27 protein-coding genes and 1 other RNA gene are annotated in these 23,995 nt (G+C 41.5%); 4 read left to right on the top strand and 24 right to left on the bottom strand.

Annotated features, from left to right (window positions below; all coding sequences use genetic code 11):
* Position 1: 1 nt before the first annotated feature.
* From PS3_RS02210 to PS3_RS02230, 5 genes are all read right to left on the bottom strand, one after another.
* Positions 2-247: an acyl carrier protein gene (locus PS3_RS02210; RefSeq protein WP_007121900.1), complete on the bottom strand. Its 246-nt coding sequence runs from the start codon at positions 245-247 to the stop codon at positions 2-4.
* Positions 248-272: 25 nt separating this feature from the next.
* On the bottom strand, positions 273-1,247 hold the full coding sequence (locus tag PS3_RS02215; RefSeq protein WP_007121901.1) for a beta-ketoacyl-ACP synthase III: 975 nt from the start codon (positions 1,245-1,247) through the stop codon (positions 273-275).
* Between the two features lie 18 nt (positions 1,248-1,265).
* Complete coding sequence (locus PS3_RS02220; RefSeq protein ID WP_007121902.1) at positions 1,266-1,712, bottom strand: MarR family winged helix-turn-helix transcriptional regulator; 447 nt, start codon at positions 1,710-1,712, stop codon at positions 1,266-1,268.
* A 50-nt stretch (positions 1,713-1,762) separates the two neighbouring features.
* On the bottom strand, positions 1,763-2,209 hold the full coding sequence (fabZ, locus tag PS3_RS02225) for a 3-hydroxyacyl-ACP dehydratase FabZ (protein ID WP_040467929.1): 447 nt from the start codon (positions 2,207-2,209) through the stop codon (positions 1,763-1,765).
* Positions 2,210-2,313: 104 nt separating this feature from the next.
* Entirely contained in the window at positions 2,314-2,859 is a 546-nt protein-coding gene (locus PS3_RS02230; RefSeq protein ID WP_040467930.1) for a TetR/AcrR family transcriptional regulator, read from the bottom strand.
* Between the two features lie 102 nt (positions 2,860-2,961).
* Here PS3_RS02230 and PS3_RS02235 point away from each other — a divergent pair, with 102 nt between their 5' ends.
* Positions 2,962-3,516: a hypothetical protein gene (locus PS3_RS02235; RefSeq protein ID WP_040467931.1), complete on the top strand. Its 555-nt coding sequence runs from the start codon at positions 2,962-2,964 to the stop codon at positions 3,514-3,516.
* Positions 3,517-3,715: 199 nt separating this feature from the next.
* Here PS3_RS02235 and tsaD read toward each other — a convergent pair whose 3' ends face one another.
* The 15 genes from tsaD to tadA all read right to left on the bottom strand — a co-directional run bounded on the left by tsaD (position 3,716) and on the right by tadA (position 14,509).
* The gene (gene tsaD / locus PS3_RS02240; RefSeq protein ID WP_007121904.1) at positions 3,716-4,729 is read right to left on the bottom strand and encodes a tRNA (adenosine(37)-N6)-threonylcarbamoyltransferase complex transferase subunit TsaD; all 1,014 of its coding nucleotides are present in this window, start codon (positions 4,727-4,729) and stop codon (positions 3,716-3,718) included.
* Positions 4,711-5,286 carry a ribosomal protein S18-alanine N-acetyltransferase gene (gene rimI / locus PS3_RS02245; RefSeq protein WP_050950796.1) on the bottom strand — a complete coding sequence of 192 codons (576 nt, stop codon included), beginning with the start codon at positions 5,284-5,286 and terminating at the stop codon, positions 4,711-4,713. Before rimI ends, tsaD begins: the two co-directional genes overlap by 19 nt.
* Positions 5,270-5,995, bottom strand: a complete 726-nt coding sequence (gene tsaB, locus PS3_RS02250; protein ID WP_007121905.1) for a tRNA (adenosine(37)-N6)-threonylcarbamoyltransferase complex dimerization subunit type 1 TsaB — start codon at positions 5,993-5,995, stop codon at positions 5,270-5,272. Before tsaB ends, rimI begins: the two co-directional genes overlap by 17 nt.
* Before the next feature lie 125 nt (positions 5,996-6,120).
* Complete coding sequence (galE, locus tag PS3_RS02255; protein WP_007121906.1) at positions 6,121-7,116, bottom strand: UDP-glucose 4-epimerase GalE; 996 nt, start codon at positions 7,114-7,116, stop codon at positions 6,121-6,123.
* Between the two features lie 72 nt (positions 7,117-7,188).
* On the bottom strand, positions 7,189-7,947 hold the full coding sequence (locus PS3_RS02260; RefSeq protein ID WP_007121907.1) for an acyl-[acyl-carrier-protein] thioesterase: 759 nt from the start codon (positions 7,945-7,947) through the stop codon (positions 7,189-7,191).
* Between the two features lie 11 nt (positions 7,948-7,958).
* Positions 7,959-8,822, bottom strand: a complete 864-nt coding sequence (gene rsmI, locus PS3_RS02265; RefSeq protein ID WP_007121908.1) for a 16S rRNA (cytidine(1402)-2'-O)-methyltransferase — start codon at positions 8,820-8,822, stop codon at positions 7,959-7,961.
* A gap of 5 nt (positions 8,823-8,827) precedes the next feature.
* Positions 8,828-9,169, bottom strand: a complete 342-nt coding sequence (locus tag PS3_RS02270; protein WP_007121909.1) for a DNA replication initiation control protein YabA — start codon at positions 9,167-9,169, stop codon at positions 8,828-8,830.
* Position 9,170: 1 nt separating this feature from the next.
* Positions 9,171-10,190 (bottom strand): DNA polymerase III subunit delta', encoded by a 1,020-nt coding sequence (gene holB / locus PS3_RS02275; protein ID WP_007121910.1) that lies wholly within the window; start codon positions 10,188-10,190, stop codon positions 9,171-9,173.
* 12 nt (positions 10,191-10,202) lie between these two features.
* Positions 10,203-10,523 (bottom strand): cyclic-di-AMP receptor, encoded by a 321-nt coding sequence (locus PS3_RS02280; protein ID WP_007121911.1) that lies wholly within the window; start codon positions 10,521-10,523, stop codon positions 10,203-10,205.
* A gap of 2 nt (positions 10,524-10,525) precedes the next feature.
* Entirely contained in the window at positions 10,526-11,179 is a 654-nt protein-coding gene (gene tmk / locus PS3_RS02285; protein WP_007121912.1) for a dTMP kinase, read from the bottom strand.
* Between the two features lie 12 nt (positions 11,180-11,191).
* Positions 11,192-11,791 (bottom strand): recombination mediator RecR, encoded by a 600-nt coding sequence (recR, locus tag PS3_RS02290; protein ID WP_007121913.1) that lies wholly within the window; start codon positions 11,789-11,791, stop codon positions 11,192-11,194.
* Positions 11,792-11,803: 12 nt separating this feature from the next.
* Positions 11,804-12,112, bottom strand: coding sequence for a YbaB/EbfC family nucleoid-associated protein (locus PS3_RS02295; protein WP_007121914.1), 309 nt, complete (start codon positions 12,110-12,112; stop codon positions 11,804-11,806).
* A 22-nt stretch (positions 12,113-12,134) separates the two neighbouring features.
* A complete protein-coding gene (dnaX, locus tag PS3_RS02300) occupies positions 12,135-13,811 on the bottom strand; it encodes a DNA polymerase III subunit gamma/tau (RefSeq protein WP_007121915.1) in 1,677 nt (558 codons plus the stop codon).
* Positions 13,812-13,912: 101 nt separating this feature from the next.
* Positions 13,913-13,999, bottom strand: an RNA gene (gene ffs, locus PS3_RS10065) — signal recognition particle sRNA small type.
* A gap of 45 nt (positions 14,000-14,044) precedes the next feature.
* Positions 14,045-14,509 carry a tRNA adenosine(34) deaminase TadA gene (gene tadA / locus PS3_RS02305; RefSeq protein ID WP_050950798.1) on the bottom strand — a complete coding sequence of 155 codons (465 nt, stop codon included), beginning with the start codon at positions 14,507-14,509 and terminating at the stop codon, positions 14,045-14,047.
* Between the two features lie 292 nt (positions 14,510-14,801).
* Here tadA and nrdH point away from each other — a divergent pair, with 292 nt between their 5' ends.
* The 3 genes from nrdH to nrdF all read left to right on the top strand — a co-directional run bounded on the left by nrdH (position 14,802) and on the right by nrdF (position 18,426).
* Positions 14,802-15,023, top strand: a complete 222-nt coding sequence (nrdH, locus tag PS3_RS02310) for a glutaredoxin-like protein NrdH (RefSeq protein ID WP_007121917.1) — start codon at positions 14,802-14,804, stop codon at positions 15,021-15,023.
* Between the two features lie 185 nt (positions 15,024-15,208).
* Entirely contained in the window at positions 15,209-17,380 is a 2,172-nt protein-coding gene (gene nrdE, locus PS3_RS02315; RefSeq protein ID WP_040467934.1) for a class 1b ribonucleoside-diphosphate reductase subunit alpha, read from the top strand.
* 44 nt (positions 17,381-17,424) lie between these two features.
* Positions 17,425-18,426 (top strand): class 1b ribonucleoside-diphosphate reductase subunit beta, encoded by a 1,002-nt coding sequence (nrdF, locus tag PS3_RS02320; protein WP_007121919.1) that lies wholly within the window; start codon positions 17,425-17,427, stop codon positions 18,424-18,426.
* A 34-nt stretch (positions 18,427-18,460) separates the two neighbouring features.
* On the opposite strand, the gene PS3_RS10580 is transcribed toward nrdF, so the two are convergent.
* From PS3_RS10580 to glgA, 4 genes are read right to left on the bottom strand one after another with little or no spacing between them, the layout of a single operon-like run.
* Positions 18,461-18,748, bottom strand: coding sequence for a hypothetical protein (locus PS3_RS10580; RefSeq protein WP_235719978.1), 288 nt, complete (start codon positions 18,746-18,748; stop codon positions 18,461-18,463).
* A gap of 14 nt (positions 18,749-18,762) precedes the next feature.
* The gene (locus PS3_RS02325) at positions 18,763-20,145 is read right to left on the bottom strand and encodes a glycoside hydrolase family 13 protein (protein ID WP_081478373.1); all 1,383 of its coding nucleotides are present in this window, start codon (positions 20,143-20,145) and stop codon (positions 18,763-18,765) included.
* Positions 20,146-20,160: 15 nt separating this feature from the next.
* On the bottom strand, positions 20,161-22,554 hold the full coding sequence (locus tag PS3_RS02330; protein ID WP_235719979.1) for a glycogen/starch/alpha-glucan phosphorylase: 2,394 nt from the start codon (positions 22,552-22,554) through the stop codon (positions 20,161-20,163).
* A gap of 10 nt (positions 22,555-22,564) precedes the next feature.
* Complete coding sequence (gene glgA, locus PS3_RS02335) at positions 22,565-23,995, bottom strand: glycogen synthase GlgA (RefSeq protein ID WP_007121921.1); 1,431 nt, start codon at positions 23,993-23,995, stop codon at positions 22,565-22,567.

Consider the following 23,995-nt stretch of genomic DNA (forward strand, 5'->3'; position numbering starts at 1 on the left):
ATTAAGCCTGTTCGTCCATTTGCTTCTTAACGAAGTCAACTACATCACCAATCGTTTGTACGTTTTCATCAACATCAAGTTGAATATCAAACTTGTCTTCCAATTCGTTCATGATTTCAAAAACATCTAGACTATCTGCATCTAAGTCTTCTTTGATCTTTGCGTCTAAAGTAACTTGATCTTCATCAAGATCTAATTCTTCAACAACAACTTCCTTAACACTGGCAAAAATTTCTTCTTTAGTCATTATAATATCCTCACTTTTTATATCTTTAATACTTAATAATCATGGTTCCAACGGTTAAGCCACCCCCGAAACCACTCAGGGCAATAATATCCCCGCGTTTTACAATCCCCTGATCAACACATTCAGATAAAAGGATTGGTTCACTGGCCGCTGAGGTATTTCCATATTCATTAATATTGATAGGAAATTTCTCTTGTGACACGTGGAGACGTTTAGCAACCGACCTTATAATTCTAGCATTAGCTTGATGTAAGATAAAGTGGTCAATTGCATCAACATCAATTGACGCTTGATCAGCGGCCGCAATTATTGATTTGGGTACTTGATGTGTCGCAAAGCGATAGACGCCGTGCCCATCCATATAAAAGGGCTTTAGATCAGTGACTGGTCCTGGAAATTGATTGGCAACCTTGGTATAACCAGCCGATAAAGCATCATGCTGATCACCAAAGGTTTGCCAATTCTGGCCTAATACTATAGAAGTAGCGGTCGCGTCTTTTTCTAAAAGCACGCCACCTGCGCCATCACCAAACAAAACAGCCGTCGTCCGATCTTGCCAATCAATAATCTTAGACAAGACTTCAGCACCAATGACCATCGCCCGATTAACGGTCGGCATTTGTAAAAGTTGCTTAGCTACCATCATGGCATACATAAAACCAGAGCAAGCCGCTGATATATCAAAGGCAACGGCATGGCTGGCACCCAATTCACCTTGTACGATGGCCGCCGTAGCAGGCGTATAAGCATCTGGAGACATGGTGGCAACAATAATCAAATCAACTTGATCAGGCTGGTATCCACTCTTGGCGAGCAGCCTTTCTCCAACTTTTATCGCTAGATCTGAAGTGTTTTCACCCTCACTAATGTGGCGCTGGCGAATTCCTGTCCGCTCCGTAATCCATTCATCAGAAGTGTCCATAATCTGTGATAAGTCGTCATTGGTAACTATTTTGGACGGAGCATATCGTGCCGTCTCAATAATTTTGATTGCTTCCACGAAGATGGGTTCCTCTTACTATCTTAGGTTTACATTTAAAAAATCTTCTAAGTTCGCCAAACTCTTCTTGATCACCCCTAATTGATCGTCGTCAACATCCTTTAAGAAACTATTGGCTAAACGATCATGAAAGGCCCGTTGCGTTCGATATATTAACCGACCCTTCTTCGTCAAAGTGATCCGAATTACCCGTCGATCATGCTGATCAGACAACCGCTGTGCATAACCCTTTCGACATAAACGGTCGATTGTTGCCGTAGCCGTTCCCGGTGCAACATGCAAACGTTCCGCGAGAACCGAGGCCGTCGGCTGGTCATACATCGTAATTGCATCGATTGCATGTAACTCTTTTAAGGTCAAATCATTGAATCGACTTTTCCTTAATTCTTGCTCCTCGATCCAAGTAATTGCGGTATTAACACGCGTCAAAGCTTGGGCGATTTCTCGATAATCATCATTCTTCATGTGCGTCCCTTTCCTTTGGAGCTAAATAACACTCTAGAATGATGGCCTCGTTAGATTTTTTCTTCACGATCAGCCACGATAAAGGTTAATTCTGCACTGCAAACTTTCTTATCGTTGACTGTCGCCACTGCATCCACAATTCCCATCCGAGAACGGGTTTTTAGCATCTTAATGTGTAGCTTCATCACATCACCTGGCTTAACCATACCTCGGAACTTGGCGTTCTTGACGGCTCCTAAATAGGCCGTCTTTTTGTAAAATGATGGTGATTTTAATATTAAAATCGAGGCCGCTTGGGCTAAGGTTTCAATAATTAAAACTCCAGGCATTACTGGATTTCCGGGAAAGTGTCCGCGAAAGAATGATTCATTAATGGTTACATTTTTCGTGGCCACAATATTTTGATCCGGCTCCATCTCATCAACATAATCGATATAACAGATTGGAAATCGGTTAGGAATTAAATCCATGATTTCCTGAGCTGTCATGATTGCCAATTGTGTCACCTACCTTGCATTTATTTCGAATATCAAAAGATTCGACTATCAAATTATATTTAATAACAACGTAAAAGTCAAACTAATTCTCACCACAGCAGAAATCAAAATTGGTTTGCGATAAATTTTACTTCCCGTTTCATTAATTCATAGAGTTCATCAAAGCTTTCTTGGCAACCGTGTTCTACCCATTCTTTTAAAGTCGCATAGGCAATATAAGTGAGCAAGGTTGTTAAATATGACAAATCTTTATTCGAAAGTTGAATCTGAAGTAAATCCATGATCAACTTTTCGTTCGATCGAGTGGCCGTAACTAACAGTTCACGCCGATCACTCTTGATAATCGCTGTAGTTAAGGCTGGATTTTCAGTTGCAATTTGTAGTAATAGTCTTGCAAAACTCACCGGTTCATATGAATTGTCAGCATAATTTCGAATTGATTGCTGGAATAATTGATCATATTGATACATTAAAACATCGTCTAAAGTATCGAAATGACGATAAAAAGTCGTGCGAGCAATACCTTTAATCTTGCATACTTCTGAAATACTAATATCTGAATAATCTTTCTTTTTGAGAACCATCGCTAGCCCTTCTGAAATCAGCTGAGCCGATTGGATACTTCGTTGATCTTCTTTGATATGATACATCTTTAACCTCATTTGTATCTTTAGTTCCCTAGCCATTGTATCACGAGCTGATATACATTAAGATCAAAATACAAAATTCAGATATCATTTTAGGAGGTTATGATGTCACAAATTAAAAATTGGTTGACGCTTGAAGATGATTATTTACCATCAATGCGTACAGTATCCTGGATTGCATTTAGTTTACTCATTGTCTCGACCCCATTTTTTGCTTTCACAAGTGGAATTGGTCAATACTTACGAGAATATCTTGGTTTAATCTGGCATTTATCGATGTTCTTCTTCATTAATAAATTACCAGTACCGGATTGGGGTAAAAAGGCTGGGACCTATTGGATTATCTTAGATGTTTTAAGTGGTCTCTTATATTTAAATAATTTTTATGGAATCAGCGGCAATCTTAGTCTAGGGATTGCCACAGTCAGTCTCACCCTGCCTAATACCGTACGATACGCCGCTCATATTTTTGAAGGAATCTGGATGATTTCTTCATCCCTCACTACTAAAAACCGCGTTATTCAAGTTTGCGGAATTTTGACAGGTATCTTAATTGCTGGCTATAGCTTAGTATGTCCTTTCGCCCCCAGCTGGCTACTAGCACTTAATTCACCCTTTATGTATGTTTGGTTTATTTGGATCGTCCGAGGAAAATACTAAATTAATTTTATAATCCTAAAATATCATTGGTGCTGATTGTCCTTTAATCCTTTTAACATAAGAGATTGTCAACTTTGATTTACTAACGCTAATAAAATTTAATTGTCGGCTTCACTGCACCAAACTAATTAACCTCACACCCAAAAAACGGATCCCAAAATTAGGATCCGTTTTTTATCATTATCAATAATTAGCACTTTTATAGCGATAAGCCAGGTTGAGCATTTAAAGACCAATCCGCCCGATCACCATATTGGTAACCAATATGCGCAGCCGCCCCAATCATCGCCGCATTGTCGCCACATAGTTTCAAAGGGGCCTTGAGTAAGTCAACTTCAGGATGAAATTTTACTAGGTCCTTTTCCAAACGAGACCTCAATCCTCGATTAGCAGCAACTCCGCCGGCTAAAATCAGTTGTTTAACCGGATATTGATCTAGCGCCTTGATAGTCTTTTCAACTAAAACATCCACCACGCTCGCCTGAAATGATGCAGCTAAATCATTATCATCTAGTTGTTTTCCTCGTTGTTGAGCATTGTGTACCGTATTTATAAACGCACTTTTTAGTCCTGAAAAAGAAAAGTCTAAATTATCTTCTTTTTCCATGGCTCGAGGAAAATGAAAGGTATCAGTCCCTTGTAAGGCCATTTCATCAACCCGTTTCCCGGCTGGGTACGCAATCCCCATCACTCGTCCAATCTTATCATAGGCTTCGCCGGCGGCATCATCTCGGGTCTCACCAATAATTTGGTATTCGTGTGGTGCTGCCATGTAAACTAGCTCCGTATGGCCGCCAGAAACCAATAGTCCCATTTGTGGATAGGAAAATTCGTGTTCAAACCGTGCCGCATATAAATGACCAGCCATATGATTTACTGGCACTAATGGCAAATGATGAGCCCAAGCCACCGCTTTAGCAGCGGTTACTCCAATCAATAATGATCCAACTAAGCCCGGCCCATAGGTAACTGCCACCGCCGTTAAATCGTCATAGGTTACTTGGGCCTCCAACAAAGCATCATTAATACATGCCGTAATTTGTTCGATATGATGACGGCTGGCCACTTCAGGTACCACGCCCCCAAAACGCTGATGACTAGCAATTTGCGTTGCGACGATGTTGCTTAAAATTTTATGCCCATTTTCCACTACGGCCACGCTGGTTTCATCGCAACTGGATTCGAAGGCTAAAATTAATTCTTGTTTTGCCATCCTTTTCCTCCCTTCACCGGCAAGCTAATTACCATTTCTAAGGCATCATCCCCATCATCTCGATAGTAGTGATGTCGCACGCGCAACAATTCAAAATTTAATCGTTCATACAAGCGTTGAGCTCCAGGATTATGCTGTTTCACTTCTAAAGAAACTGTTAACATTCCCTGTGTTTGAGCAACTTCCAGTAAGTGTTGAATGACTTTGGTGCCAATTCCTTGCCCTTGAAAGTTTGGCATAATCCCCAGGTTAGTAATATGCGCATCTAATTGACGGCGATTAAATGACATTCCCGCGTACCCAACCGTTTGTTGATTAACCATGATGGCTAAATATAAGCGCTCTCGATGATATAACTCATTTAAAAAGCCCACACGTCCCCACGGTGAAGCCTGATAAATTTGCCGCTCAATAATTTCGAAAGCATCAGCATCCTTAGCATTAGCTTGGCGAAATGCTACTTGATTCTGGGCAACCTGCTCTTCAACCGTTCCAAAACTAATTGGTTCAGAAGCGTCAAATCGCTTGTGCAGCCAATCTTTAAACCCGTTGAACATAATCGTGATCCATTCCCTCTGGGTGGGTTTGCAACCAATTCATTTCCGCTTCGGTCCGCCGTGAATATCTTGGAACCACCGTATTGACATCCGCTACTGACGCCTTACCATCACCTAACAATGCCAGTTGATAAGCTGACGGTAAAGCACTAACGTCAGTCATTAACCGGATTCCTTGCGGTAAATCAGTTAACAGTGGCGCCAATTTAGCTGTTACTTCACCGACTAAGACAACTGAATCAGCGCACTTTGATAATTGGCTGATTAAGTCGGCCATTTCAAGATGCTGATCAGATTGTATATTTAGTAAGGAGCCATTTTGCCATTGGTATTGACCAGCGAAAACCGTCCCCCGACGCGCATCAAAAAAGGGAACAATGATTTCGTTCGTCAACGGTGGAATATTCGCTGCCAACACTTGCAAACTCGAGACAGTAACCAAGTTAATTCCTAGCGTGTCCGCTAAAACCTTGGCGGTAGTAACCGCGATTCGAATCCCAGTATAAGATCCTGGACCACTGGCAACGACAATCTGATCCAAATCCTCAGGAGTCCACTTAACTATTTCCATCAATCGATCAATCGTCGGTAAAACATAAACACTATGATTTTTAACCATTTTTAATGTCGTCGTCGCCATTAAATTACGATTTTCAACTAAAGCGATTGCCATCGGCTGGTTAGATGTATCAATGGCCAGTATTTTCATTGTTTCTATCCTTTCAATTAATAATCTGTACAATCTTAACATATTAGCCGGTAGTCTGTTAACTTCAAGGCAAGGATAAAAAAATCACACTATGGAATCCCATAATGCGATTTAAAAAATTAAATTTAATTCCGATCGTCGTAACCCTTAGGATGAGTTGAGTGCCATTGCCATGCCGTCGCAATAATATCGTGCACATCATCATATTTTGGTTGCCAGTTTAATACTTCCCGAGCCTTATCACTAGCGGCTACTAATGAATCTGGATCGCCGGGACGACGAGGCGCAATCTTTGCCGGAATCTCTTGCCCAGTAACTTCACGGGCAGCTTCAAGCATTTCCTTATTGGAGAAACCAGTTGATGACCCTAGGTTAAAGGCATTGCTTGGATTACCAGCTTCCAGATACTTCAAGGCTAGGATATGAGCATCCGCCAAATCCATCACATGAACATAATCGCGGACGTTGGTACCATCTGGGGTGTTGTAGTCATCACCAAAGATACTCAACTCAGCTCGTTTCCCTTGTGCCACTTGCATAATAATCGGTACTAAGTGAGTTTCTGGACCGTGATCTTCACCAATCGTACCATCCGCAGCTGCTCCCGCCACGTTAAAGTAGCGAAGGGCGACAAACTTAATGCCATAGGCTTCATCAGCCCAAGCCATCATTTTTTCCATCATTAATTTTGATAAACCATATGGATTGATTGGTTGTTGTGGATCGGTTTCCTTAATCGGCATCGTTTCTGGAATCCCATAAGTTGCTGCCGTTGATGAAAAGACAATGTATTTAACTTTAAAGTCTCGCATGGCTTCCAGTAAAGTAATCATCCCACCAGTATTGTTATCAAAATACTTTAAGGGCTCTTGCATTGATTCAGGAACAATCGAAAAAGCTGCGAAATGAACCACGGCCGTAATGTCTTCGTTCACAAAAATCCGATCTAAAAAGGCCCGGTCACGAATGTCACCATAATAAAACTTAGCCTTAGGATTAATAGCCTTTTTATGACCAGTCGAAAGATTATCGGCCACCACGACCTCTTCGCCTGATTCAACTAATTGTTTCACCATGTGGGATCCGATATAGCCGGCTCCCCCAGCAACTAAAATGGACATCTGTTCATCCTCCAATACATAATTGATTCATCTACGAGTTTATCACAAAACCGCTTTCATGCTCTTAAAATTTCATTTTTCAAGCGGAATCCAATAATTTTCGCCCTTCGCACTAATTTCCCCATCTACTTCAATTAAATGTTGCGTCATTAAGCGCCCATCTTCCAATGGGGTAGGGATACTAACGGAACTGGTGATAATCTCATCCATCCGGACCTCTTTAGCAAAAGTAATTCGCATGGCAACTAAATGGTGATGACTTAAAAATTCTCCGCCCAAGGGATCTAACATCCAATCAAAATAATGGGCGTTATTAACATGACCATTCATATCAATATCAAAATATCGGACCCGGTAGGTCTGTTGATTCCACTCCGGTGACCGTTCAAAATCACCTGGTTGAGGAAGGCGTGGTAAGCGACGGACTGGATCCATATCAAAAAGATCAATTACGGCTTGGGGAATCGTCATTATCTTACGCTTAACCAAGTCCATGAAGACAAAGGTACCCTTAAATTCAGCATAAATTTGATCATCAGGCCCCTTAACATAGAAATCTCGAATAATAAAAAATTTATTATAAGACTCAACCCGTGTGCCGATCCTTAATTCTTCTTCTTTGTGAGCGGTATGCACGCTTAAATTACCGGCATAATTGATAATAACCCAACCACCACCAAATTGATTAACGGTGGCTAACCCCACCCCATTTACTTGATTGTCGGCTTCAGCGGCTAATACAGCCAAATTAATCAGGGTGCTTAAGGTGGGATGGCCAGCGGGATCACATTCATAATAATTTAATTGATGTTTAATTTCATAAAATTCCACAATATCAGCTCCTAAAGGTTATGAAATTCTCGATAAAGCGCTTGTCGATTGAGGCCGCGTTTTTTAGCTACTAATTTAATAGCGGTGTTCACTTTCTCGCCTTGATCAATTAAGTGCTTAATCTGATCAATTGGATTCTCAGTTATCTCTGAACTCTTATCATCATCCCCAGGATGTCCTGCTAATAAAATTACAAATTCACCACGTACCTGGTCGGTTTGGGCCCAGGCTAAGACTTCTGCTAAACTACCCCGAATAAATTCTTCGTATCGCTTGGTAAGTTCTCGTGCTAATACCACTGGACGCTCAGGACCAATAACCGTCACCATATTTTGTAAAGTTTTAGCTAGACGATGTGGCGCCTCATAAAAAATGATCGTTTCCTGACGCTCTTTCAGCGCTGCCAAACTCTCTTGTTGAAGTGATGTCTTCCGTTCTAAAAAACCATAAAAATAAAATGGTTGCGGAACTAATCCTGAAGCAATTAATGCTGTTAAACCTGCATTGGCTCCCGGTAATGGGATTACCGGAATATTCGCTTGAACGCACGCCGCCACCAGTTCTTTCCCTGGATCAGAAATTGATGGCATCCCTGCATCACTACATTGAGCAATTGATTCACCCTGGGTTAGTCGTTCTAACAACTGCGGGATCCGTTGTTCGGTATTATGTTCATGAAAACTAATCATCGGCGTATCAATTTCAAAGTGATTTAATAATTGTCGGGTATGACGAGTGTCTTCGGCAGCAATTAAATCCACCTCACGAAGGACTTTAATCGCGCGAAAAGTCATATCATCCAAATTACCAATCGGGGTTGGGACTAAAAATAATCGTCCATTTATTGATTCTTGAAAGCTTGAAACTGCTTGCATGATTATCACTTGCCTCGCTGTTCATTGAAGATGACATCTAAACAAAAGGTACATGACTCATCATCTTCTAGTCGCTTTCCATAATATTCGTTACAAACATGGAAGCCTTCTTGATATAGCTTTTGCAAATTTTTTCGCGAATCCGATAGCCCTTCATCAGCTTTTACATTTTGTTGGGCCAACATTTCACGTAAATGATTATTTTCAATTGTGAGTTCCGCATTTTCTTTTAAAACGGAATTCATTTGCTCTTGGAGAATTTCCATATTTTCTACCAGAGCTTTTGTTTGTTGGGTGATCATATTTAATCGATCATATAAATTCCCTTTATCCACCCGTTCTGTCATTCTAAGCTCCTCTATGGTATCCGCCTAATCGTGTAAAGCATTGTAACACAAACTGTTCTAAGATATTTTGAAAATTGATATTTTGATCTAGTTGGTGCCGCAGTCCTAGGGTTCGTTCACTAATGAATAAAATTTGCTCTGAACTCAAGCGACTAACCACCTCACTTAATGGTTGATACCATTGTTGAAAGTGAATTAAGTTAGTTGCCACCCCTTGTTTAATAAAAAGCAGATCACGAACCACCAGCATGATCAGATCAAAAATTACTTGTTGATGTGCTCGATCAATTGCCAGAGGCATCCACTTGGTTTGCACTTCAACAAAAGCTAGCCAATCTTCACCGGCCAACTTCTGCACCCAAGGGACCAATAATTTAACCACTTGACCTAACCAGTCATTCTCCAGTAGCGACTGAGCTTGATCAACTGACTTGGTTAAGCCCCAAATAACCGGTTGCAAATAATCTGGAATCTGAGCTTGAGTCATTAACTCCCGACCGACTTCATCGCTGACCGGTTGCAATTCGATTATCTGGGTCCGTGATTGAATGGTGGGTAAAATCGCATTTTTATTCGTCGTTAATAAAAAGATATAGATATCAGTACCCGGTTCTTCAATAAATTTCAACAGACTATTCGCTGCGTTAACGGTCATTTTCTCAGCATCCTCAATGATGAACACTTTCTGGCGACCTTCGACTGAACTTTTTGAAAATTCATCTTTTAAGTGTCGAATCTGGTCAACCTTAATTTGTCTACCATCTGGGCCTGCTACCACCACATCAGGATGATTATTAGACAAAATCCGCTGGCATTCATCACAGGTCAAATCCGGTTGCGAATTGACTGGCGATAAACAAAAAAGCCGCAAAGCGACCCATTGTGCCAACAATTTCTTTCCGGATCCACTTGGCCCCACAAGTAGGTAGGCATGCACTAACTCGTTGTGATCTATTAAGCCTTGCAGACGCTTTACTAGCTGGGGTTGCCGATCATTAGCTGTCAACAAACTTTCCGTCATTTTGACTCCTACTTAAAATTGTTCAAATTGTTCGACTGGGAGTACAAATACCGTCGCTCCACCAACCTGGACATTCACTGGCATGGTCGAACGCCCCAAATCGGTGGCAGCTGGTGAAGAAACAAATTGGTCACGGGATTGTGCGTGCTCCCGAATTATTTCCATCACCATCGGAATTTGGGGATCAACTACCCCAATTAAAAAGGTCACATTTCCTTCACTCAAAAAACCGCCGACACTGGCAAGTCGGGTTGAACGAAATCCCGCTTCAATCAGGGCTGATTGTAAATGATTACTGTCCTTTTTTTGCACAATTGCAATTACCATTTTCATGATTAAGCATCCTCATTTTTTAGTTCTGGCCATCGTTCTGCCATTTGGTGCCAAACATCCTTAACGACTGCTGTTAGCTCTTGGCTTGCATCAACAACGACGATCCGTTGGGGATCACGCTGGGCTTGCTTTAAAAAGCCTTGGCGAACTCGCTGATGAAAAGTTAAGGTTTCTTCATCTAGCCGGTTAATTTGGTCCGTACGGTGTTGCGTAATCCGTTGGAGTCCTTCTTCAATTGGTAAGTCAAGGACAATTGTCAAATCGGGCAGGCAATCACCGATCGCTGCTTGATTTAGCTCCCAAATCTGATCGAAACCAAGTTGACGGCCTTGTCCTTGATAGGAAACCGAACTATCCACAAAACGATCGCACAAGACGATTTGGTCGGCCTTAAGCGCTGGCTTAATCTTTTCCACAACATGCTGACGTCGTGATGCAGCGAATAAAAAGGCTTCCGTCCAGCCGTCCATGTCCACCGATTTGGCGGATAATAAAAGATCACGAATTGCTTCCCCAATGGGAGTTCCCCCAGGCTCTCGGGTCAAAACCACTTGATTAGCCAAATTTAAGTCAGCTAACCGGTCAACTATCGCTTTAATGACACTCGTTTTTCCGGCCCCATCAGGTCCCTCAAAAGAGATAAACTTCCCTGTCATGGACTACTCCTCTTACATTTCAATCCGTCCTTGGACGGCCCTAAATAGCGTTAATTCATCAGTATAATCAATATCAGCCCCGGCTGATAAACCATGAGCCAGCCGCGTGACTTTGATTCCTGCCGGTTTTAATAACTTAGCTAAATATTGGGCCGTCGTTTCCCCATCCATGGAAGCATTCGTTGCAATAATCACCTCTTGTACTTCAGGATGTTGTTTTAAACGGTCAATCAAGCTAGGAATATTAATATCCATTGGACCCGTGCCTTCACTAGGCGAAATGGTCCCGTTTAAAACATGGTACAGTCCATGATATTCATTCATCCGTTCCATTGCCATAATGTCTCGGGCGCGTTCCACCACCAAAATTTGGCTTTGATCTCGAGTTGGATCTTTGCAAATGGGACAGGGATCATCTTCCGTGATATTGCCACAAATGGTGCAAAAATGTAGATCTTGTTTTACTGCTTGTAAAGCGAGCGCAAAATCTTTCACATCGTCATCGGCCATCCCCAAAGTATAAAAAGCTAAGCGAGTTGCGGATTTTTCACCAATTCCTGGTAATTTCATATAACTGTCGATTAACTTAGCAATTGGTTCTGGATACTGCATCCGACTTAACTCCTACATTCCTAACCCACGCGTGTACTTACCCATCTTACTTTGGGTCGCTTGATCTACCTTCTCTAACCCATCATTAATGGCCGTTAAAACCATGTCCTGAAGCATATCGACATCATCGGGATCCACCACGGCTGGTTTAATTTGTAAATCAGTTAACTTCTTATCACCCGTAAAGGTAGCCACGACCATTTCATCAGGGGCCTTGCCCACAAAGGTTTGTTCGGCTAATTCTTGTTGTTCAGCCATCATTTGTTTTTGCATCTTTTGTGCTTGCTTCATCATCTGTTGCATATTCATTCCACGCATCATTATTGTTTACCTTCTTTTCTTGTTAATCATCTTGCACATTAATATTCTCTTGACCAAATAATTGTGCTGCTTGTTCAACTACTGGATCGGTCGCCGGTTTGTCTGCTGAATCAGCTGACTTTTGATAAAAGCCATGGTTAGCCAGATAATCATGACGAATTTCAGGCCACTTGGCTTTAGGAACAAAAGCCACTTTTCGTTCATTTCCCGTTAACCGCTGTAAACTGGCTTCCATATTAGCTCCCAAAGTACTCTCGGAGGCTTGTTGGAACAAAAATTGGTTATCAAAAGCTACAACCACTCCAGAAGGACTGGCCGCTACTGGTTCTGAAATATGGATTAAGGACCGTTGAGCCGGTTCTAACATATTCAACATATCTCCCCAAAGTTCTTGGAGACTATCTAAATCCTTCCGAGTGGCTTGACCCAGGATCTCATGAATGGGCGCTAAATTAAAGTGTTTCGCTGATTTCTTTGGTTTTGGCCGATGCGGTTCTTTGGCTGGTGCAGGATTAGTAGATACTCGTTGCAACTGCATTTGCAGTTGCTCAACTTGCTTTTGTAACTGTGCAAGCCGCGGATCTTCTTTAGCTGGCTGCGGATTAGCTTCCACTAGTTTAGTCTGACTTAAACGAACCGTTAAAACCTCTAAGTAGACATCGGGATGTGTCGTAAATCGCATTTCATCTTGAATTTGATTAATGACATCAATCATTTGGTAAAGCTGATCAGCCGAAGCATTTTGACTCATCTGGTCAAAGTCATCAGCCGTCAGTCCCGTCGTTGCCGGATCGATCAAATCTGGTGATTCTTGATAGAGTAGCACATCTCGTAATAAAGAAATTAAATCCTCTGTAAACCGTTGTCCATCCTTACCAGCAGCTAAAATCTCGGTCATAGTGGTAAGAGATTGAGCACTTTCGTGATTCGTTACTTGCAAGTAATATTGCATCAGTAACTTACGTGTAATGCTGCCCGTCACTAACAAGGCATTATCCACATCAACATGGTTATTCCCATAAGAGATCACTTGATCTAAAATACTCAGGGCATCCCGCATTCCACCTTCAGCAGCATTAGCAATCACCCAGAGCGCTTGTTCATCATAAGTGATCCCTTTTTGTTCCAGAATATATTGCATTCGTTTAAAAGCATCTTGCGAAGAAATCCGTCGAAAATCAAACCGTTGCACCCGCGAAATAATCGTCAGCGGTATTTTATGCGGTTCCGTTGTAGCTAAGATAAAAATGACGTTAGCTGGTGGTTCTTCCAATGTTTTTAATAAGGCATTAAAGGCCCCAGTTGAAAGCATATGCACTTCATCAATGATGTAAACTTTATAATCCGCTTCCGTTGGTGCATATTTAGCCTTATCCCGAATATCACGAATTTCCTCAACCCCATTATTAGAAGCCGCATCAATTTCAATGACATCGTTTAATTGATTCTTCGTGATTGCTTGGCAGGTCTCACATTCGTTACATGGTTCCCCATCAACTTTATGATGGCAGTTAACTGCTTTGGCGAAAATTTTAGCGGCCGAAGTCTTTCCCGTCCCCCGCGGCCCAGCGAACAAGTAGGCATGGCTAATCTGATTCGTAATAATTGAATTTTTTAAGGTTTTCGTGACCACTTCTTGACCCACAACGTCCATGAATCGTTGCGGCCGCCAAACCCGATACAAAGCCTGATAGCTCACAGTTTGTTCTCCCTCATTTTCAATTTACTAATCTCCATTATACCGACCTTTAATTAAATAAGAAAGGAGATCGAAAAATTCCGATCTCCTATTATTAACTATCTAACATAAAGCACAAGAAACATCAAACTTAGTGCTGCTTCCTTCCAGACCTGACACGATTCGTAAGCGTCTCCTTGCTTTATGACCTTTCGGCATTAACTATCTTACACTATCCTCACTAAAAAAACTAGTTATCTATTCGGCTTTTGTTTCAATATTTTTTTACGACGACGAATTGCTCGAAAAAAATCTTTCAGTAATTGTTGACAGGGCGCTTCCATAATTCCTGCATGAACTTCAACCTGGTGATTTAAACGTTGATCATTCATCAGTTGGTATAAGCTATGAACTGCTCCCGCTTTCGGATCAGCCGCTCCGTAATAGACGCGGGGAATTCGGGCATTAATAATGGCTCCACTGCACATGATACATGGCTCTAGGGTCACGTATAATTCGCAATTTTCTAACCGCCAACTTCGTAAAGCTTGATTAGCTTCATTAATGGCCAAAATCTCTGCATGATAGGTTACATCTTGGTAACGTTCTCGCATATTATGACCTCGTCCAATAATTTGACCGTCATGAACAATCACGGCCCCGATTGGCACTTCATTCATTAACGCTGCATCTCGAGCCTCTTTAAGGGCTTCTTTCATATAAAAAGTAATCTCACGTTCCGTTGCCAAAATAACACTCCGTTAATTTTTACCTCATTCATTTTTGAAGCTAACTTCACTTAGTTTTATCATTTTAACATAACCCCAAAGTCATTTCTTGTTGGTCAGATCTCGTAGCCGGCAAAGAATGAAAGCCTTCTCTCTAACCCTATATCTAGTAACCAGAAATACAAAAACACAAGATATTGTGTTTTTCTACTTGATTTATACTTAAAAACGACTATACTAATATCATCAACTAAACGGAGAACGACTCGAGGGGGTATTACCAATGGTAACTGTATTTTCAAAGAACAATTGTATTCAATGCAAGATGACAAAGAAGTTTTTAGAACAACATAACGTGGCTTTTGTTGAACACAACATTGACGAACAACCGGAATTCGTTGACGAACTAAAGGCTAACGGATTCATGGCAACACCAGTTGTTCAATTACCTGACGGAAATGCCTTTTCTGGTTTCCGTCCTGACATGTTACGTGGTTTAGCATAATCACTTCAATTAAATCGGTTATTGCTTAACCGAATATCGCATACACCGTTGAACGAATGATTATTTATATTTCATTTAAACTTCAACGGTCCTTGCGGGGGCGAGAGGACGAACTAAATTCCATAAAATTTAGTTCTATCTCGCTCCTTTATTTTGCCCAATTTACGAAGAAAGAGGTATTTCACATGGCATTATCTGACCTAGATATGACACAAGTTAAGTATTTTGATCTTAACAATGAGATCAATATTCCTAAAAATGGTCAAATTCAATTAGAAAAGGATCACGAAGCATTAATTGATTTTATTGAAACTAACGTAAAACCAAATACCAAACAATTTGCTTCAGTCGCTGAACGCTTGGATTGGCTAATTGATAATGACTATATTGAAGCGGGCTTTATTCGGGAGTATCCAATCGAATTTATTGAAAAGCTATATGATTACTTGAAAGCACAAGATTTCCATTTCAAGTCTTTTATGGCCGCTTATAAGTTCTATGCCCAATATGCTTTACGGACCAACGATAAAGAATACTACCTAGAAAACTATATCGATCGGGTCGCCATGAATGCCCTCTTTCTAGCAAATGGTAATCAAGCGTTAGCTCAAGACCTCGCCGATGAATTAATTCATCAACGCTACCAACCTGCTACCCCAACCTTCCTAAATGCTGGTCGGAAGCGACGGGGAGAATTTGTATCTTGTTTTGAAATTCAAGCAACAGATGATATGAATTCAATTGGGCGGACAGTTAACTCCGCTCTGCAATTATCCAAAATCGGTGGAGGGGTTGGAATTAGTTTGAACAATCTTCGTGAAGCAGGGGCACCGATCAAGAAGATTAAAGGCGCTGCTAGTGGAGTAGTTCCAGTGATGAAATTATTAGAAGATAGTTTCACCTACTCCAACCAACTTGGCCAACGCCAAGGTGCTGGGGTTGTTTACTTAAGCGTCTTCCATCCTGATATCATCGCCTTCTTAGCGGCTAAAAAAGAAAACGCCGATGAAAAAATTCGAATCAAGACTCTCTCGCTCGGTATTACAGTTCCTGACAAATTTTACGAACTAGTCGAAAATGATGAGGAAATGTTCTTATTCAGCCCTTATGATGTTGAACGCGTCTATAGCGTCCCATTCTCTTATGTCGACATTACCGCTGAATACGATAACATGGTCGCTAATGACGAAATCACTAAATATAAGATCAACGCGCGGGATCTGGAGGACGAAATTAGTAAACTCCAACAAGAATCTGGTTATCCTTATATCGTTAATATTGATATGGAAAACCGGGAGAACCCCATTGATGGCAAGATCATTATGAGTAATCTTTGTTCCGAAATTGCCCAAGTTCAGTCTCCTTCAATCATCAATAACGATCAATCCTTTGCTAAACTCGGAACTGATGTGAGCTGTAACCTAGGTTCCACCAATGTGGCCAACTTAATGGAAACTCCAGATTTTGGTCGTTCTGTCCGGGCAATGACTTATGGACTTACCCGGATTAGTGATTCTGAATCCCTTGATATTGTCCCATCAATCCAAAAAGGGAATGATGAATTACACGCCATCGGCCTTGGTGCCATGGGGTTACACGGTTACCTTGCTAAAAACCATATTCAATACGGCAGTCCCGTGGCCATTGAATTCACCAGCGTTTACTTTATGCTCTTGAATTACTGGACCTTAGTGGCCTCTCACGAGATCGCTAAAGAACGGCAAACGGCCTTTTATAATTTTGAAAAGAGCACCTATGCAGACGGCTCATACTTCGACAAATATGTTACCAAGGACTGGGGTCCTCAATCCGAAGCGGTTAAGAACCTCTTCAACGGGATTTTTATTCCTGGAATTGAAGATTGGCAAGCTTTAAAAGCTGACATTATGAAAGACGGCATCTACAATGCCTACCGGTTGGCAGTCGCCCCTAACGGCTCGACTTCTTACATTGGTGATTCAACCTCAAGTTTACATCCGATTATTAACCGGATTGAAGAACGTCAAGAAAAAATGATTGGGAAGATCTATTACCCAGCCCCATACTTAAACAATGACACCATCAAATACTACAAGTCAGCTTATGACACTGATATGCGTTCGGTCATTGATACTTACGCGGCGGCGCAACAACATGTTGATCAAGCCTTATCAATGACCCTCTTCATGCGCTCCTCCATTCCTGAAGGTCTCTATGAATGGAAGAATGGTCGAACTGATAAAATGACGACACGGGATCTAAACATCCTACGTCACTATGCTTACCAAAGTGGCATTAAGTCCATTTACTACATTCGGACCTTCACCGATGATGAGGATGAAATTGGGGCAAACCAATGCGAAAGCTGTGTCATTTAGTGTATACTATTCCTAATCTAATCAATAATTGAAGGAGAATTATCATGAGTTTAACTCACTACGATGCAATCAATTGGAACCAGGTTTCCGACATGATTGATAAAGCAACTTGGGAAAAACTAACCGAACAATTCTGGTTAGATACCCGGATCCCGGTTTCAAATGACTTGGACGATTGGCGCCAATTAGACGATGATCACAAATGGGTGGTCGGTCACGTCTTTGGTGGGTTGACCCTGTTGGATACCTTACAATCCGAAGAAGGTTTGAAGGCTTTAAAAGAAAACGTTCAAACTCAGCATGAAACTGCCGTTTTAAATAACATACAATTCATGGAATCAGTTCATGCAAAAAGTTATTCCACGATCTTTTCTACGTTAAACACTCCGGATGAGATTGATGAAATCTTTGAATGGTCCGATAGTCAAGAATTCTTGCAAAATAAGGCCATTAAGATCGGGAATCTATATCTAGATGCTAATACGGATCCTCTGAAGAAAAAGGTCGCCAACGTCTTCTTAGAAACTTTCTTATTCTACTCTGGATTCTACACCCCACTTTACTATTTGGGACACAACCAATTAAATAACGTTGCCGAAATCATCAAGTTAATCTTACGAGATGAATCTGTTCACGGAACATACATTGGTTATAAATTCCAAGTTGGGATGCGCCAATTGAGCGAAAAGCAACAACAAGACATGAAAGACTGGCTCTACAACTTCTTATATGACCTGTATGATAACGAAGAAAAATACACCCATATGTTGTACGACCAAGTTGGCTGGACTGAAGAAGTTTTAACCTTCATCCGCTACAATGCTAATAAAGCCTTGATGAATTTGGGTCAAGATCCGCTCTTCCCAGATACTTCATCTGATGTTAACCCAATCGTAATGAACGGGATCTCAACAACCACTTCTAACCATGACTTCTTTAGTCAAGTCGGGAATGGTTATCGTTTAGGTGAAGTCGAAGCCATGAATGATGATGATTATCATGTGGCACGACCAAACAGCGACAAAGATCTAAATGATAAAGAATAAAGTAAAGCACCTGCCAAAATTTGGCGGGTGCTTTTTACTTTACTTGTAATTGATAAGAATTAGACCCTAAATCAAAATCACCAATGACCTGTTGGTGGTCATTAAAACGCACCACCTGAATTCGATCAGGATCAACGACAACAAATTTGATTTTACCAGCGGTTAATAAGGCTCCATAGCGATGCCGAAATGCAATCAATTTCTTAATCTGTTGCGCTAAATGCCTTCCCTTCGCGTCTGGTTGCCAATTCATTGGCTTTCGACAATCGGGATCATTATTACCAGCTATCCCAATTTCGGTTCCATAATAAAGTGATGGCATCCCTGGCTGCAGGATCAAAAAGCTATCGCTAATTCAACCAGGCGATAATTACCAGTAGCCATGGTCATTAAACGCGCGGTGTCATGTGAATCTAACGTATTGAACATCAACATATTGGTTTGGTCGCGATACAGCATTAATTGGCGACTCAAGCCAGCGCTTAACTGGTTTAAGCTTAGCTGGCGTTTAATAATCCCATCAATAATCAAACCAGTATATGGATAGTTCATCACCCCAGAGAATTGATCACCATTTAACCAGGCTTGAGCTCGATGCCAAATCTCCCCTAAGATATAAAAATCAGGTTTGAGAGCCAACATACGCTGGTGAAAAGCGCGCCAAAAATGGTGATCAATCTCATTTGCTACGTCAAGACGCCAAGCATCAATATCGTATTCTTTGACCCAATAGGTGGCGATGGATAACAAATAAGCTTGCACCTCAGGATTAGTCGTATTTAGTTTCGGCATCTGTGGATTGTTGGCAAAGGTCTCATAAGAAATCGCCGGTGAATACTCAGGGTTGCTAGTAGCCTGATAGGTAACCGGAAACTCATGAATATGAAACCAATCTGCATAGGTGGATTGCTGTCCATACCGGATGACGTCTTGCCACTGAGGAGAATTGATTCCCAGATGGTTAAAAACGGCATCTAGCATCACCCGCATCCCACGTTGATGGGCAGCCTGCACTAGTTCCCCGAATAATTGATTCGTCCCAAAATGAGGATCAATTTGGAAATAATCGATCGTGTCATATTTATGATTAGACGGCGCTAAAAAGAGCGGGTTAAAATACAAACCAGTTACCCCTAAATTCGCTAGATCATCCAGATGGTCGATAATTCCTTGCAGATCACCACCATAATAAGCCGTGCGGGACGGATGATCCTGAGGATTCCAAGATTTTGTTCCCGCTGGATCATTGGTTGGATCACCATTAGCAAACCGTTCTGGGAAAATCTGATACCAAACGGTCCCAGCTACCCAGCTTGGTACATGAATCGCATCAATTTCATGTCCGTAAGGCAAACGGAAATAACTATTCGCATTATCCAACGAAGCATCGTGATCAACAGGCCAGAAGCCTTGGTCATTGTAATAATATGCCTCGTCGTCATTATCAACCAAAACAAAGGCATAGGCCAAGCGTTTGGTCGGCAACTGAACTTCTAGCTCCCAGTAATCATAATATTGATCTTGTAAGATCTTATCCATCGGCTGCGGATGCTGATAAAAAGGATCTAAATTTTCAGAAATCAACGAATATGGATCACCATAAATTAAGGCTACTTTTTTTAGATCATCTCGCTTGGCCTTAAGCCGAATTTGAAAAACATCATTTTTTAAATAGGCCATTTCACTATCTGGACGATGGATAACGGCGGCGAATTCCATTTAGTTTTACCTACCTTATGCTTGTGCTAGTGGCGTTAAATGCCAGATGTCTTGAGCATACAATTGGACCGTGTGATCAGCATCAAAGCGCTCGGCATGGGCAATATTGATTAGGCTCCGTTTAGCCCAGGCCTCTTGATCCTGCCAAGCCGTTTCCACGCGGGATTGGGCCTGTAAATAGCTTTCTAGGTCAGCTAACACAAAGAAGGGTTCATTAGCTTGAACAAAAGAATCGTAGAGGGCTTTCCCTTCGACCTGACAAGCTGGGATGGTTCCATCAATTAACATATCAACCACTGACTTAACCACTGGTGATTGATTATATACCTGTTGTGGATCATAAGAATGATCCGCATAGGCTTGATTAACCTGATCCTTATTCAGGCCAAAAATGAAGATATTATCATCACCCACTGCTTCGGCAATTTCAACATTGGCCCCATCCATCGTTGCGATGGTCAAAGCTCCGTTAGCCATTAATTTCATGTTGCTGGTCCCACTAGCTTCCTTGGTAGTGGTCGAGATTTGTTCTGACAGATCAGCTGCCGGAATGATTTGTTCAGCTAAGGTTACCCCATAGTTTTCTAGAAAAACTACTTTCAACCGATCATTAATATCTGGATCATGATTGATTAACTTAGCCACTTCATTAATAACCTTAATGACTTGTTTAGCGTACACATAACTAGGGGCCGCCTTGGCACCAAAGATTACCACCCGTTTAGGATGATCAATCCCATTCTTTAAATCTCGATATAATGCCAGCACATGTAAAAGCTTCAAGGTTTGGCGTTTATAAGCATGGAGCCGCTTCACCTGAACATCAAAAATGGCCTGAGGATCAACTTCCAAACCAGTTTGCTGCTTGATGAGTTGAGCTAATTTTTGCTTATTAGCTAACTTAATCTTGGCCAACTGATTTAAGACCTTCGGATCATCCGCCTCCTTAGTCAGTTTTAGTAATTGTGCCGAATCATTACGCCACTGGCTCCCTAATTGTTCATCAAGTAAATGACTTAATTGCGGGTTTGCTAGTTGCAACCAGCGCCGTAAAGTAATCCCGTTAGTCTTATTATTAAAGCGATCTGGATACAAGTTATAAAAGTCATTCAAGACCGTAGTTTTCAACAATTGCGTATGTAATTCGGCCACCCCATTAATCGAATGCGAACCAATAATCGCTAGGTGGGCCATATGAACTTGGTTTCCACTAATAATTCGTGTCCGATCAATTATCTGGCCATCTACTCGCCCTTGCAAACTTTCGACATACCGCCGATCAATTTCCGTGATAATGTCCATCAACCGTGGTAGTAATTGCCGAAACATATTGACGTCCCATTTTTCCAAGGCTTCAGCCATGATGGTGTGATTGGTATAACTCATTACTTGTTGGGTAATCTGCCAAGCCCGTTCCCAATCAACCCGATAGTCGTCCACCAAAAGACGCATTAATTCCGCCACACACATTGCTGGATGCGTATCGTTGATATGAATCGCCACTTCATCTGGTAGCTGGTCCCAAGCATCGGTACCGTTGTTCTTGACAAAATAACGAAGGATGCTTTGAATTCCCGCCGAAACGAAGAAATATTCTTGCTTTAAACGCAACAAACGCCCGTCATAAGTCGAATCATTGGGATACAGGACTGAGGTCAAATCTTCAATCGTCCGCCGGTCTTGAATCGTTCGATAGTCAATCTCATCTTCTGAAGGAATCTCAGCATTCCATAAACGCATTGTATTCGTTACATGATTATGATATCCCACCACGGCAATGTCATATGGTACCGCCAGAACCACTTGATCGCCTTCATATTCGGGGGTTAACCAACCATCCTGTTCAATCATGGTATAGTGGCCACCAAAATGAACCAATGCTGCTTTCCCCTTTCGGCGCACTAACCAGGGACTATCGGACTTAGTCCAGTCATTTGGCATCTCCACTTGGTAGCCATCCACAGACTTTTGTTTAAATAGACCGTATTTGTAGTAAATACCGTTCCCGTTAGCAGCGTAACCTTCCGAAGCCAAGGAATCCATGAAACAAGAGGCTAATCGACCTAAGCCCCCATTACCAAGTGCTAAATCTGGTTCTGCTAAGGCTACTTGATCTAAATCAAGCTTTAAATCGTGTAAAGCTTCCCGAGCTTGATCAAGCCAGCCCAGATTTAATAAGTTACTTCTTAAAAGGGTCCCTGGAAGGAACTCAATGGAAAAATAATAAACCTGCTTTGTCTGTTGGCGATTATCTTCGGTTCGAGTCCGTCGCCAATTTTCGGAATAACCGTGACGGACTACTGCCGACAGGGCTTCGAACAGTTCGTAATCGGTCGCTTCATCAATCGCCACGGAAAAATGTGTATCTAGCTCATCTAAAAATGCCTGTTTAAACTCATCTTTTGTCATCATCAGACCCCTAACCTATTAACTCACCATACATCCATTGATACTTACTTGCGGAATCTTTCCACGAGAAGTCACTCTTCATGGCTGTATGCATCATCTTTTGCCAAACTTGCGGTTTAGCATAAACATCTAACATTTGTTTGATCTTATCTACCATTACATATCCCTGATAATCACGGAAACCAAAGCCAGTTCCTTCATTAGTTTCTGGATTATAGGCCCAGACGGTATCAGCCAGCCCGCCAATTTGATGCACAATTGGTAACGTGCCATAGCGTAAAGCAATTAGTTGTGATAAGCCACACGGTTCAAAGGCTGATGGCATTAAGAAAGCATCACACCCGGCGTAAATTCGTTGGGCTAACTGCGGATCAAATGCTAACATTAAACGAAACTTATCTGGGTGCCGGCTCGCAATTTCTTTAAACCGATCTTCGAAGAACTGATCCCCATTACCCAATAAAACCACCTGAACGTTAAATTGGAGAATATTATCTAATTCTTCGACTAATAATTGACAGCCCTTTTGCGCCGTAAGCCGGCTAACTAACCCAATCATTGGCACGCGAGCTTTAATTGGTAAATTGAGTTCTTTCTGTAGGGCCGACTTATCTTTTTTCTTGCCCGCCAGTTTTTTGACGGAATAATGAACTGGAATATCTGGATCGGTTTGGGGATTGAACTTTTGATTATCAATTCCATTTAAGATCCCCGTTACCTTCCAAGCTACTGAACGCAGGACGCTATCTAACCCATAACCAAATTCTGAAGTCTTGATTTCTTCTGCATATGTTGGACTGACGGTCGTCACCCGATCTGCATATAAGATCCCTGTCTTCATCCAATTAACATCATTATCTTGCCGCACAGTCCCATTATCGTACCAGTCATAGCCTAACCCGAATAATTCAGGTAAAACGTTTGCATCATATTGACCCTGAAATTGAATATTATGAATCGTAAAGACCGTTTTAATTTGAGCATAAGCGCCTACAAAGCCCCATTTCTCACGTAGTAAGAAGGGGATAAAGGCCGTATGGTAATCATTACAGTGTAAGATATTAGGAATAAAATCAAAGCGCTCCATAAACATAATGACGGCTTGTTGGAAGAAGGCAAACCGTTCACCATCATCATAATATCCATAAACGACGGGACGATCAAAGTAGTATTGATTATCAACAAAAAAGTAGCGAACGCCCCGATCCTGATATTCAAAAATCCCACAATATTGATTCCGCCAACCAACTTCGACGTAGAAGTTACCAAGATAGGTAAATTTTTCTTGGTATGTTTGAGGAATGTCCCGATACATTGGCAAGATCACCCCTACTTCATCACCATCTTTAGCTAATTGATTCGGGAGGGCTCCTAAAACATCTCCTAAGCCCCCAGTTTTAATAAATGGAGCACATTCAGCTCCGCTAAATAAAACTCTCAC

Origin of the sequence: Limosilactobacillus gastricus PS3 (assembly GCF_000247775.1) — a bacterium.
GTDB lineage: Bacteria > Bacillota > Bacilli > Lactobacillales > Lactobacillaceae > Limosilactobacillus > Limosilactobacillus gastricus_A.